The organism is Streptomyces fragilis, assembly GCF_003112515.1.
Lineage (GTDB): Bacteria > Actinomycetota > Actinomycetes > Streptomycetales > Streptomycetaceae > Streptomyces > Streptomyces fragilis.
This window is the reverse complement of record NZ_BEVZ01000003.1, coordinates 408001-421443: the sequence shown is the minus strand read 5'-3', so window position 1 is coordinate 421443 and position 13443 is coordinate 408001. Positions and strand designations below refer to the sequence as shown.

At 73.2% G+C, this 13443-nt stretch carries 7 protein-coding genes; 2 read left to right on the top strand and 5 right to left on the bottom strand.

From position 1 onward, the window contains the following. Positions 1–62: 62 nt before the first annotated feature. The 5 genes from Sfr03f_RS12470 to Sfr03f_RS12450 all read right to left on the bottom strand — a co-directional run bounded on the left by Sfr03f_RS12470 (position 63) and on the right by Sfr03f_RS12450 (position 10224). Positions 63–1553, bottom strand: coding sequence for a DUF4246 domain-containing protein (locus Sfr03f_RS12470; protein ID WP_108953909.1), 1491 nt, complete (start codon positions 1551–1553; stop codon positions 63–65). A 117-nt stretch (positions 1554–1670) separates the two neighbouring features. Further along, positions 1671–2390 (bottom strand): VWA domain-containing protein, encoded by a 720-nt coding sequence (locus tag Sfr03f_RS12465; RefSeq protein ID WP_108953908.1) that lies wholly within the window; start codon positions 2388–2390, stop codon positions 1671–1673. A gap of 311 nt (positions 2391–2701) precedes the next feature. Further along, a complete protein-coding gene (locus Sfr03f_RS12460; protein WP_108953907.1) occupies positions 2702–4165 on the bottom strand; it encodes a glutamate synthase subunit beta in 1464 nt (487 codons plus the stop codon). Further along, positions 4158–8750 carry a glutamate synthase large subunit gene (gene gltB, locus Sfr03f_RS12455; RefSeq protein ID WP_471996978.1) on the bottom strand — a complete coding sequence of 1531 codons (4593 nt, stop codon included), beginning with the start codon at positions 8748–8750 and terminating at the stop codon, positions 4158–4160. The genes Sfr03f_RS12460 and gltB overlap by 8 nt, the downstream gene beginning before the upstream one ends. 745 nt (positions 8751–9495) lie before the next feature. Further along, entirely contained in the window at positions 9496–10224 is a 729-nt protein-coding gene (locus Sfr03f_RS12450; protein ID WP_108953905.1) for a VIT1/CCC1 transporter family protein, read from the bottom strand. Positions 10225–10530: 306 nt separating this feature from the next. On the opposite strand from Sfr03f_RS12450, the gene Sfr03f_RS12445 reads away from it, so the two are divergent. Further along, positions 10531–11508 carry an ADP-ribosylglycohydrolase family protein gene (locus Sfr03f_RS12445; RefSeq protein WP_108953904.1) on the top strand — a complete coding sequence of 326 codons (978 nt, stop codon included), beginning with the start codon at positions 10531–10533 and terminating at the stop codon, positions 11506–11508. 827 nt (positions 11509–12335) lie between these two features. Beyond that, entirely contained in the window at positions 12336–13436 is a 1101-nt protein-coding gene (locus Sfr03f_RS12440) for an ADP-ribosylglycohydrolase family protein (RefSeq protein ID WP_108954088.1), read from the top strand. Positions 13437–13443: the final 7 nt, after the last annotated feature.

Genomic DNA, 13443 nt, shown 5'->3' with positions numbered 1-13443 from the left:
CAACCCCGGGGCCCTCCGCCGCGGGCCTCCTCACGCCGCCCGGGTGCCGGTGCCGGTGCCGGTCAGTGCTCGCAGAGGGAGAACTCCCGCTCGTAGATCTGCTGGTTGTGCTCGTCGACGAAGAACTTCCGCTCCTTCATCAGCTCCTCGCGGTACTGCTTCGCCTGCTCCAGCGTCATGGTGGACGTGTCGGCCCACGGCTGCTGCGGCGGCACGTCGGACGTCGAGACGATGCGCCGCGACGGGTCGACGAGGAAGAACGCGAGGATCTTGCGGTGCCCTGGCCGGGTGGGGTCCTCGAGGGCGAACGGGGCCACGCGGTGCTGGAGGACGTTCGGGAACGCCAGGCAGCGGCCGGCCGGGGTGGGGGCGGCGCCGAGCACCTGGTTCAGCGGGCTCTGGTTCTCCAGGCCGTAGACCTCGTTCATGCCGTCGTCGTCGCTCTGCTGGTAGTCCTCCGGCTCATCGAGCGCCGTCCGGAAGCTCAGCCGGCTCTCGGTGATGTTCTCGCTGTCCCAGTAGTACAGGCAGGTGGAGACGATGCGCTCGTTCTCCATCCCCTCGACGTGCCAGGAGCCTCCCGCGTACTCGGGCTTCTCGGGGGTGAGGTGGATGGTGGCGAGCTTGACGATGACCTGGAGGTCGCGGCCGCGCAGGTCGACCCGTTCGGTCTCGTCGGGTGCGGCCGGCGGGACGTACTCCGGCGCGTCCGGGACGTCCGGACGGCGGTTGTCGTACCAGGCGTCCATCGCCTCCCGCCACGCGGCGAAGGCCTGCGGGTCGTCGCTCTCGGGCCGGGCCGGCTCCGACGCGTCGTACCAGGTGTAGGGATCGGCCTCGATCCGCAGGATCTCCGGGCCCCGCAGGTCGGTGAGGACCTTCTCGAACAGCGGGCGCACCCGCGCGAACAGTTCGGGCAGCACGGAGGCGAGCTCGCGGTGCTCGACCGGGTGCACGTTGTTGACGTACGAGCGGAACGTGACCTCCCCCTCGTCGCCGACCTCGACGTCCGTGGGAAGCCACTGGAAGCGCTCGGAGAACTCGTACTTCTGGCCCCAGACGGTGTCCGGCCGCTGCCACGCCCGCTCGGGTGCGCCGCTGACGTCGCGCACGAGGCAGAACAGCGAGGGGTGCACCAGGTCCAGCACCTGGCCGTCGGAGCCCGGGTGCCAGTCCTTCTCCTCCTCGGGCACCTCCTCCAGGACCCGCACGGCCTCACGGAGCCTGGACCTCAGCTCGTCCTCGACGAGGGTGTCCGAGTGCCAGACCCCGTCCACGGCGGACACCTCGATGCCGGTCCGCTCGTCCCGCAGCTCGGCGTACCGGGCGAGCTCGGCGAGCACGTAGCGTGTCTGCGCCTCGGTCAGACCCTGTTCGACCGCCTCACGGGTCCAGCGGGCGACGACGTCCGCGTCGTTCCGCTTGACGAACCACTGGGGCTTCGACCGTATGTGGGCGCTGCACCGCATCATCTGCAGCTCGCGCAGGGTGCGGGGTGTCCCGTAGTGGTGATGGGCGGAGAAGGGCAGGGGGAAGGGAGACAGCTCGGTCAATGTCGTTCGGTCCTCACAGTAGATGCGACGGCCCGAACACTACTGCGGGGCGCCGACATCTCCCGGCGGTGAACTCCGCGCCTACAAAGGGCCGTTGGGGTCGCCGCCGAGGTCCGGTCAGCGCACGATGCCCTGGGCGCGGGCGGCGCGGAGCCAGGCGGGGAACTCGCCGAGGAGGTGCTCGTAGAGGTCGTCGTCGGACAGGGCGAGCGGGTCCTGGCCGGCGTGGAAGAAGCCGGCGTTGTCGACGACGCGCCTGCCGGGGACGTCGAGTTCGTCGAGCTTGCGCAGGAAGTCGAACTGCTTGCTGTGCGGGTCGCCGAAGCCCACGAACTGCCAGAAGAGCGGGAGCTTGGCCGCCTTGCAGACGTAGCGTTCGGCGGCGGGGCGGCTGGTGGGGCCGCCGTCGGTCTGGAAGATCACCAGGGCGGGGGCGGTGGCGCCGCTGTCGAGGTGGTGGTCGATGACGGCGTCCATGGCGGCGTGGTAGCTGGTCTTCCCCATGTGGCCGAGCCCGGCGAGGATGCGGTCGATCGCGCCCCGGTGGCGGGCGAGGTCGATCTCGGTGACGGCGTCGACCTCGGTGGAGAAGAAGACGGTGGGGACGATGCCGTCGTCGTCGAAGTGTGCGGCGAGGGAGAGCACCCGGTCGGCGAGGGCCTGGACGCTGCCGTCCTTGTAGTACGGCTTCATGGAGCCGCTGTGGTCCACGACGAGGTACACGGCGGCGCGTTCGTCCTCCAGCCCGTGGCGGGCGACGGTGCGCCCCGCGGTCTTGTACAGGTCGACCAGCGCGGGCGCGGTCCGTTCGACCTTGGTCAGGCTGATGGCGGGCATGCCGCTGCTCCCCTCCCCCGGCGTCCCGTACGGCCGGTCCGCTCCTTGCCGGGAAGGGTACGGGACGGCGTCCGCCGCCCTCACCGGGGTTCGCCCCCACCCGCGTGAACGGCTCCGCCCCGCCCCCGGGGTACGGGGAGCGGGGCGGAATCACCGGAACCGACGGCCCGGGTCGGCGTACCGGGCCGGCGGTGTCCGGGTCGGCGGGACCCGGGGTGACGGTGTCCGGGGTCGGCGGGACCCGGAGCGACGGGGCCGGGGTCGCTGGGACCCCGGCCCGTGCGGGGCGGGTCGGGTCGGCCCGGTCCGGGTCAGGCGACCAGGGCGCGGTCGTCGGGGAGGATCGGCGCCGGCAGGGTGCTGGTGCCGGTGAGGTGACGGTCGACGCCGCGCGCCGCGCTGCGGCCCTCGGCGATGGCCCACACGATGAGCGACTGGCCCCGGCCCGCGTCGCCGGCGACGAACACGCCGGGGACGTTGGTCTGGAAGTTCTTGTCGCGGGCGATGTTGCCGCGCGCGTCGAGCTCCAGGCCGAGCTGGTCGACCAGGCCGTTCTCGCGGTCGGTGCCGGTGAAGCCCATGGCGAGGGTGACCAGCTGGGCGGGGATCTTCCGCTCGGTGCCGGGCTTCGGGGTGAGCTTGCCGTCGACGAAGGAGACCTCGGTGAGGTGCAGCCACTGGACATTGCCGTCCTCGTCGCCCTCGAAGTGGGTGGTGGAGACGGAGTAGACCCGCTCGCCGCCCTCCTCGTGCGCGGAGGTCACCTTGTAGAGCATCGGGAAGGTCGGCCAGGGCTGGCCGACCGGGTCCCGGTCGTCGTTGGGGCGGGGCATGATCTCCAGCTGGGTGACGGAAGCCGCGCCCTGCCGGTGGGCGGTGCCGACGCAGTCCGCGCCGGTGTCGCCGCCGCCGATGACGACGACGTGCTTGCCCGCGGCGGTGATCGGCGGGGCGACGTAATCGCCCTCCTGCACCTTGTTGGCGAGCGGCAGGTACTCCATCGCCTGGTGGATGCCCTTGAGCTCGCGGCCGGGGACCGGCAGGTCGCGCGCGGTGGTGGCGCCGACGGCGAGCACGACGGCGTCGTACCGCTTGCGCAGCGACTCGGCCTCCACGTCGCGGCCGATCTCCACACCGGTGCGGAACTTGGTGCCCTCCGCGCGCATCTGCTCGATGCGGCGGTTGATGTGCCGCTTCTCCATCTTGAACTCGGGGATGCCGTAGCGGAGGAGGCCTCCGATGCGGTCCGCGCGCTCGTAGACGGCGACGGTGTGGCCGGCGCGGGTGAGCTGCTGGGCGGCGGCGAGGCCGGCCGGGCCGGAGCCGATGACGGCGACGGTCTTGCCGGACAGGCGCTCGGGGATCTGCGGGACGACGTCCCCGTTGTCCCACGCCTGGTCGATGATCGAGACCTCGACGTTCTTGATGGTCACCGGCGGCTGGCTGATGCCGAGCACGCACGCCGACTCGCAGGGCGCCGGGCACAGCCGCCCGGTGAACTCCGGGAAGTTGTTGGTGGCGTGCAGCCGCTCGGAGGCGTTCTGCCAGTCCTCGCGGTAGGCGTAGTCGTTCCACTCGGGGATCAGGTTTCCGAGCGGACAGCCGTTGTGGCAGAACGGGATGCCGCAGTCCATGCAGCGGCTGGCCTGCTTGCTGACGATCGGCAGCAGGGAGCCGGGGACGTAGACCTCGTTCCAGTCCTTCAGCCGCTCGTCGACCGGTCGGGTCCGGGCGACCTCACGGCCGTGGTTGAGAAAGCCCTTGGGATCAGCCATTGGTCGCCGCCTCCATCATCTTCTCGGTGATCGCGGACTCGTCGAGTCCGGCTCGCTCGGCGGCGTCCTTGGCGGCGAGCACTGCCTTGTAGGCACTGGGGATGATCTTGCTGAATCGCCGGCCCGCGGTGTCCCAGTCGGCCAGGAGCTTCTCGGCGACGGTGGAGCCGGTCTCCTCCTGGTGGCGGCGCACGACGTCGTGCAGCCAGGCGAGGTCGGTGTCGTCGAGGGCCTCGACGGCTCCGTGGTTGCCGGCGTTGACGTACCCGAGGTTCAGGTCGAGGACGTAGGCGGTGCCGCCGGACATGCCGGCCGCGAAGTTGCGTCCGGTGGGGCCGAGGACGACGGCCCGGCCGCCGGTCATGTATTCGCAGCCGTGGTCACCCACGCCCTCGGAGACGACCAGGGCGCCGGAGTTGCGGACGCAGAACCGCTCGCCGGTGGCGCCCCTCAGGAACAGCTCGCCGCCGGTGGCGCCGTAGGCGACCGTGTTGCCGGCGATGACCGAGCCCTCGGCGAGGTGGTTGGCCGCGCGGTCCGGGCGGACGACGATCCGGCCGCCGGAGAGGCCCTTGCCGACGTAGTCGTTGGCGTCGCCCTCCAGGCGCAGCGTGATGCCGCGGGGGACGAAGGCGCCGAAGGACTGGCCGGCGGAACCGGTGAAGGTGACGTCGATGGTGTCGTCGGGCAGTCCGGCGCCGCCGAACTTCTTGGTCACCTCGTGGCCGAGCATGGTGCCGACGGTCCGGTTGATGTTGCGGACCGGGACCTGGGCGCGCACCGGCCGGACGTCGCCGGCGTCGTTGACGGCGAGGGCGTCGGCGGCGAGCTTGATGAGCTCGTTGTCGAGTGCCTTCTCCAGGCCGTGGTCCTGGGCGATCACCTGGTGGCGGGCGGCGCCCTCGGGCAGCGCGGGCACGTGGAAGAGGGGCGCGAGGTCCAGGCCCTGGGCCTTCCAGTGGTCGACGGCGCGGGTGACGTCGAGGACCTCGGCGTGGCCGACGGCCTCGTCGATGGAGCGGAAGCCGAGCTCGGCGAGGAGTTCGCGGACCTCTTCGGCGATGAAGGTGAAGAAGTTGACGATGTGCTCGGCCTTGCCGGTGAACCGCTCGCGCAGGACGGGGTTCTGGGTGGCGATGCCGACCGGGCAGGTGTCGAGGTGGCAGACGCGCATCATGACGCAGCCGGAGACGACCAGCGGCGCGGTGGCGAAGCCGAACTCCTCGGCGCCGAGCAGCGCGGCGATGATCACGTCGCGGCCGGTCTTCAGCTGGCCGTCGGTCTGCACGACGATGCGGTCGCGCAGGCCGTTGAGCAGCAGGGTCTGCTGGGTCTCGGCGAGGCCGAGCTCCCAGGGGCCGCCCGCGTGCTTCAGCGAGGTGAGCGGGGAGGCGCCGGTGCCGCCGTCGTGGCCGGAGATCAGCACGACGTCGGCGTGGGCCTTGGAGACGCCCGCCGCGACCGTGCCGACGCCGACCTCGGAGACCAGCTTCACGTGGATGCGGGCCTTCGGGTTGGCGTTCTTCAGGTCGTGGATGAGCTGGGCGAGGTCCTCGATGGAGTAGATGTCGTGGTGCGGCGGCGGGGAGATGAGCCCCACGCCCGGCGTCGAGTGCCGGGTCTTCGCGACCCACGGGTAGACCTTGTGGCCGGGCAGCTGGCCGCCCTCGCCGGGCTTGGCGCCCTGGGCCATCTTGATCTGGATGTCGTCGGCGTTGACCAGGTATTCGCTGGTGACGCCGAAGCGGCCGGAGGCGACCTGCTTGATCGCGGAGCGGCGCGCCGGGTCGTACAGGCGCTCCGGGTCCTCGCCGCCCTCACCGGTGTTGGACTTGGCGCCCAGCTGGTTCATGGCGATGGCGAGGGTCTCGTGCGCCTCCTTGGAGATGGAGCCGTACGACATGGCGCCGGTGGAGAACCGCTTGACGATCTCGGAGACCGGCTCGACCTCCTCCACCGGGATGGAGGCGCGGTCGCTCTCGAAGCCGAACAGGCCGCGCAGCGTCATCAGGCGCTCGGACTGCTCGTTCACCCGGTCGGTGTACTTCTTGAAGACGTCGTAGCGACCGGTCTTCGTGGAGTGCTGGAGACGGAAGACGGTCTCCGGGTCGAACAGGTGGGGCTCGCCCTCACGGCGCCACTGGTACTCGCCGCCGATCTCGAGCGTGCGGTGGGCGGGCGCGATGCCGGTGACCGGGTAGGCCTTGGCGTGGCGGGCGGCGACCTCCTGGGCGACGACGTCGATGCCGACGCCGCCGATCTTGGTGGCGGTGCCGTCGAAGTAGCGGTGGACGAACTCCTCGTCGAGGCCGACCGCTTCGAAGACCTGCGCGCCGCGGTAGGAGGCGACGGTGGAGATGCCCATCTTGGACATGACCTTCAGGACGCCCTTGCCGAGGGCGTAGATCAGGTTGCGGATGGCCTGCTCGGCCTCGATGCCGGGGAGGAACGTTCCGGCTCGGACCAGGTCCTCGACGGACTCCATGGCCAGGTACGGGTTGACCGCGGCGGCGCCGTAGCCGATGAGCAGGGCGACGTGGTGGACCTCGCGGACGTCGCCGGCCTCGACCAGCAGGCCCACCTGGGTGCGCTGCTTGGTGCGGATGAGGTGGTGGTGGACGGCCGCGGTGAGCAGCAGCGAGGGGATCGGCGCCTGTTCGGCGTCGGAGTGCCGGTCGGAGAGCACGATGAGGCGGGCGCCGCCGGCGATGGCGGCGTCGGCCTCGGCGCAGATCTCGTCGAGGCGGGCGGCGAGGGCGGCGCCGCCGCCGGAGACCCGGTAGAGGCCGGAGAGGGTGGCCGCCTTCATGCCGGGCATGTCGCCGTCGGCGTTGATGTGGATGAGCTTGGCCAGCTCGTCGTTGTCGATGACCGGGAAGGGCAGGACGACGCTGCGACAGGACTCCGCGGTGGGCTCCAGCAGGTTGCCCTGCGGGCCGAGCGGGGAGCGCAGCGAGGTGACGAGCTCCTCGCGGATGGCGTCCAGCGGCGGGTTGGTGACCTGCGCGAACAGCTGCGTGAAGTAGTCGAAGAGCAGGCGCGGGCGCTGCGAGAGGGCGGCGATGGGGGTGTCGGTGCCCATGGAGCCGATGGGCTCGGCGCCGGCCTTCGCCATCGGGGCGATGATGACGCGCAGCTCTTCCTCGGTGTAGCCGAAGGTCTGCTGGCGGCGGGTGACCGAGGCGTGGGTGTGCACGATGTGCTCGCGCTCGGGGAGGTCCTCGAGCTCGATCTCGGCGGCTTCCAGCCACTGCTGGTACGGGTGCTCGGTGGCGAGGGCGTGCTTGATCTCGTCGTCCTCGATGACGCGGCCCACGGCCGTGTCGACCAGGAACATCCGGCCGGGCTGCAGGCGGCCCTTGCGGACGACCTTCTCGGGGGCGATGTCGAGGACGCCGACCTCGGAGCCGAGGACGACCAGGCCGTCGTCGGTGATCCAGTAGCGGCCGGGGCGCAGGCCGTTGCGGTCGAGGACCGCGCCGACCTGGGTGCCGTCGGTGAAGGTGACGCAGGCGGGGCCGTCCCAGGGCTCCATCATGGCCGCGTGGTACTGGTAGAACGCGCGGCGGGCCGGGTCCATGGTGGGGTGGTTCTCCCACGCCTCCGGGATCATCATCAGCACGCTGTGCGGCAGCGAGCGGCCGCCGAGGTGCAGGAGTTCCAGGACCTCGTCGAAGGAGGCCGAGTCGGAGGCGTCCGGGGTGCAGACCGGGAAGACCCGCTCCAGCTTCTCCTCCCCGAACAGCTCGCTGACCAGCTGCGACTCGCGGGCCTTCATCCAGTTCCGGTTGCCCTTGACGGTGTTGATCTCGCCGTTGTGGGCGATGAACCGGTAGGGGTGTGCGAGCGGCCAGCTCGGGAAGGTGTTGGTCGAGAACCGGGAGTGGACCAGGGCGATCGCCGAGGCGAAGCGGCGGTCGGAGAGGTCCGGGAAGAAAGGCTCGAGCTGACCGGTGGTCAGCATGCCCTTGTAGACGATGGTGCGCGCGGACAGCGAGGGGAAGTAGACGCCCAGTTCGCGCTCGGCGCGCTTGCGCAGCAGGAACGCCTTGCGGTCGAGAGCGATGCCCTCGGCGGCTCCGTCGGTGACGAAGACCTGGCGGAACGCCGGCATGGTGGAGCGGGCGGTCGCGCCGAGCAGGTCGGGGGCGACGGGGACCTCGCGCCAGCCGAGGACGGTGAGGTTCTCCTCGGCGGCGATGGCGTCGATGCGGGCGGCCGCCTCGTCGGCGCCGTCCTGCGGGAGGAAGGCGATGCCGACGGCGTAGCGGCCGGCGTCGGGGAGCTCGAACCCGGCGACCTCGCGGAGGAAGGCGTCGGGGACCTGGGAGAGGATGCCGGCGCCGTCGCCGGAGTCGGGCTCGGAGCCGGTGGCGCCGCGGTGCTCGAGGTTGCGGAGCACGGTGAGTGCCTGGTCGACCAGCGTGTGGCTCGCCTCGCCGGTCAGGTTGGCCACGAAACCGACGCCGCAGGCGTCGTGCTCGTCGCGCGGGTCGTAAAGGCCCTGGGCAGCAGGGCGAGCATCCATGTACGACCAGTTGCGGTCGCTCGTGGAGTGCTGGGACGGCTGGCGCGGCGTACGCATCGGCTCTCCCGTCGTCGTCATGTGGCTGAAAAGGTCCTCCCAGGCTCTGCGGCTCTGGGGGCACTGATGCCGAGGGACGACGTTGGCCCTCTGCTGTATGGCAAAGATTCTTCTGCGCGTTACATAGTGAAACGGAATCCCGGAAGTTGGATACTCCGTTCCACCATGCGGACGCACGCGGGAGCCTTGGCCGCTGGTCCGCCGGGTGGCGGCGGGCGCGCGGGGAGACGTGCCAGGGGAGGATGTCCTGACGTTTCCTGGGTACAGGCTTCGTCGCCCGTCTTCGGAGAGGCGCGCCGCTGGCGTCCTTGCCCGGCGCGTTCCGGCTCATGCCCGGTGGCTTCGTATGCGAAACCACGGGCGGCCGCTTGCGTGCAGCCCCTCACACAGGTGAGCGGACTTCATGATACGACCGCTGTCCAGCCACGTCGTGGGGACGAATGTCACACCGCCGAAACCGGGTTGACCTGCGGCGGACCCTTGCGCGGCGGGCCGCGGGGTGCAACGGTCCCGCCCCCTTGACCGCCGCTCCGTGCGGGCGTGGGGCCGCCCGGCCACCCAGGGGTGACGTCGAGCGGCGGGGCGGTGGCGGTCGCGGGGGCGGCGTGGGGCGTTCACGGGGCGGGCGTGCGGTGCGCGCGAAGGCCCGTCCGGGCGGGGGGCAGGCGCCGGACGGGCCGTTACGGGTGGGTTACGAGGGGCGGGCGGGGCGGGTGGGGCGCGAAGACCCGTCGCGGCCGGCGGGTCAGCCGACGGCGGTGCCGATGAGGGTGCCCAGCAGGTAGGTGAGGCCCGCGGCCGCGCCGCCGAGCACCAGCTGCCGCAGGCCGCTGAACCACCAGGTGCGGGCGGTCACCTTGGCGACCACGGCGCCGCACAGGAAGAGCCCGACCAGCGCGAGGACCACGGCGGGCCACAGCGCGGTGGCGCCGAGCAGGTACGGCAGCACCGGCAGCAGCGCGCCCAGCGCGAAGGAGCCGAACGAGGAGACCGCGGCGACCGTCGGGGAGGGCAGGTCGCCGGGGTCGACGCCCAGCTCCTCGCGGACGTGTATCTCCAGCGCCTGCTCCGGGTCGCGCGAGAGCTGGCGGGCGACCTCGCGGGCGGTGCCGGCGTCCACGCCGCGCGCCTCGTACAGGGCGGCGAGCTCCGCCTCCTCGGCCTGCGGGTGGCGGGCCAGCTGCCGTCGCTCGACGTCGAGTTCGGCCTCGACCAGCTCCCGCTGGGAGGCGACCGAGGTGTACTCGCCGGCCGCCATGGAGAACGCTCCGGCGGCCAGACCCGCGAGCCCGGCGAGCACCACCGTCCCACTGGAGGCGGCGCCCGCGACACCGGTCATCAGGGCCAGGTTGGACACCAGGCCGTCCATGGCGCCGAACACGGCCGGGCGCAGCCAGCCGCCGTTGACGTCACGGTGGGTGTGGTTGTCGCGGTGTGCCTCATGCAGGGGCGCCCGCATCTCGAGAACAGCCATGTCTCCCGCTCAAGGTCGTGCCGGGTGCGCGGACGACGTCGTGCCACGCGGCCAGTTTGGACTGGGTCTACTTTTCGATGTTCCCCAAGCTACGCGCTTCAGTCATGGCCCGCCAGCAAGGGAAGGCTGCCCTCACCTGCGCTTTTGGCCATCGCGCTCATTCGAAGCGAGGCCCGCACAGATGTCGTCCGGGTGACGTCGGCGTGTCCGAGGGTCGGCCGGGGCGGTGGCGTGGCACAGATCCACACAAGGGCGCAGGGGCACAAGGGCACAAGGGATATCCCCCCTCCCCGCTAGGAGGCGCGCATGGCGGCCGTCGTCACACCGGACCTGCGGGAGCGGGCGCGCGGAGCGCTGCTGGGCCTGGCCGTGGGGGACGCGCTCGGCGCCCCGGCGGAGAACCTGCGCCCTTCGGAGATCCGCGCCCGCTGGGGCCGCATCACGGGGTACGTCCAGGAGGACCCGGCGGGCACCGACGACACCGAGTACGCCATCTTCTGCGGGCTGCTGCTGGCCCGGCACGGCTTCGCGCTGACCGCGCCGGACGTGGAGGCGGCCTGGCACGAGTGGATCGCGGACCGCGACGAGGGGCCGTTCAGGGGCGCCGGGTTCAGCGAACGCGGGACGCTGGAGAACCTGCGCCGGGGCCTGGCCGCGCCGGTCTCCGCCCAGCACCGGCACGCCTGGAGCGACGGGCTGGCCATGCGGGCCGCCCCGTTCGGCGTGTTCGCGGCGGGCCGCCCCGCGGAGGCGGCGCGGCTGGTCGCGGTGGACGGCTCGGTCAGTCACGACGGCGAGGGCATCTACGGCGGGCAGGCGGTGGCGGCCGGGGTCGCCGCCGCGATGACCGGGGCGCCCGCGGTGGCGGTGGTGGCCTCGGCGCTCGCGGTGATCCCCGACGACTCGTGGACGGCCCGCTCGCTGCGCCGCGCGGTGGCGGTCGCCCACCGCGGGGAGCGGGCGGTGCGGTCCGCGGTGGTGGTGGCGGGCTACCCGTGGACGGACCTGGCCCCGGAGGCGGTGGCCCTCGCCTTCGGTGCGTACGCGGCCGCCGAGGGCGACTTCCGCGAGGCGGTGCTGACCGCCGTGAACATGGGCCGCGACGCCGACACCACGGCCGCCGTCGCCGGGGCGCTGGCCGGCGCGACCTCCGGGGTGGCCGCCATCCCCGAGGAGTGGGCGGCCCCCATCGGGCCGGTCCGCGGGAGCTGTCTGCCGGCCATGGCGGGCCGGCACGTCCTCGACATCGCCGACCTCCTCACCTCCGCCAGGGAGCACGCATGACTCCCCCGCCCGACCCCGCCGGCCCCGCCCCCGGCCCGGACCTCACGACGCCCCCCGCCGCCCCGGCCGCCCTCGCGGGCGTCGCCCCGGGCGCCTTCGCGGGCGACCTCACGCCCGCCGACCCCGTCGTGTCACCGGACGGCAGCGTCATGACGCCGGCCGCAGGCACCGCACCCGACGCCCCGACGCCCGCGAGCCCGGTGTCCACACCCGCCGTCACCGGCCCGGCGCCCGTCCTCGCCACCGGCCCACCGGATCCGGGTCCGGGTACGGGTACGGGTTCGGGTCCAACCCGCGCTCCCTCCTCCGCCCCCTCGGCCACCGGCATCGCACCACCCGGCGCCACGGTCGCGGACGGAGCGCCGCGCGCTGTCACTCCCCCGTACGGCGACACCCCTCCCGCCCCGGGCCCGTACACCGGGCCCGGCACCGCGGCGGGCACCGACGCGGCGGCCCTCCTCACCGCACCGCCGGACACCGCGCCCGCTCCCGCCGGCGCGTCCGGACCCGCGACCCACGCTCCGGCCGACACCGGCGACACCGGCGGCACCGGCGGTCTCGCCGGCACTGCCGCGGCCGAGCCCCGGCCCGGCACCGGGGACACCACACCCGCCAGGACGGTGGCCCGCCCCGCGGAAGGTCCCCACCCCGGCGGCACGCACACCGGCGGCACGCACACCGGCAGCGCGCACACCGGCAGCGCGGACACCAGCGCAGCCCCCGCACGCCGTCACCTCACGCCGGCGGACGCCCCGGGCGTCGTCCGGCGGCCCGACGGGCGCACGCGCGTGGGGTCCGGAAGGTCCGGCGAGCGGCGGGTGGCCGGGATGCTGCTGGGGCTCGCGGCCGGGGACGCCGCCGGGTGGCCCGCCGCCCGGCACCGGGCGGCGCGGATGCCGGAGTGGACCCGGCGGCTCACCCGGGAGCTGGACACGTTCGCCGAGCAGAACGCCACCACCACCCTCCCCGTGCCGATCGCCCTCAACCAGCCGCCCGACCCGCTGCGGCTGGGCCCCTCCGACGACGCCGAGTGGGCCGCGTGGACCGCGCAGGCGCTGCTGCGCGCGGGCGACGACGCCCTCCTCGCCGACCTGGAGCGCGACCGCCGGATCCGGGCCGCCGTCGACCTGGCGTGGAGCGCGGTCGCCGACGAGGTCGCCGAGGCCGAACGCGCGGCGCCCGAGGCGGAGTCCGCCGCGATCCCGCTGCGCGCCCGGATCTCGGTGCGCGCCGGGCTCGGCAACCTGGCCACCGGCCTGCGCCCGCCGGCCACCGGCCACGACAACCCGCACTACTTCGACGACGCGGCCTGTGTACGCGCGTGCGTCCTGGCTGTCGCTCATCCGGGTGATCCGCACCGTGCCGCGGAGCTCGCCGAGTTCGACGCCCGCTACTCCCAGGACGGCGACGGCGTGCACGGCGCCCGAGCGATGGCCGCCGCCGTCTCGCTCGCCCTGGCGGGCGCCGGCGTGGACGCCTGCGTGAGCGCCGCGCTGGCCGAGCTGCCCGCCGCGTCGGAGGCCGGACGCAACGCCCGGCACGCCCTGCACCTGGCCCGCGAGAGCGCCCCGGAGGGCGCGTTCGCGCTGGTGCCGCTGCTGGAGCACCAGATCGTGGACCACGTGTACAGCTACGGGATCGCCGCCGCGGAGACCGTGCCGGTGGCGCTCGCCCTGGCGCTGGCGTCCGGCGGCCGCTTCCGCGAGGCGGTGCCGGCGGCGGCCTGCCTGTCCCGGGTGGCCGACTCCACGCCCGCCCTCACGGGTGCGCTCACCGGCGCCCTCGGCGGCCTCGGGGCGGTGCCGGACCCCTGGCGCCAGGCCTGCCGCTCCCTGTCCGGCTGCGTCCTGCCGCGCCTCGCCGGGACCGATCTGCTGGAACTCGCCGAACGCCTGGAAGCGGGGCGGCCGGCCACCGGCGGAGGATGATTCCGGC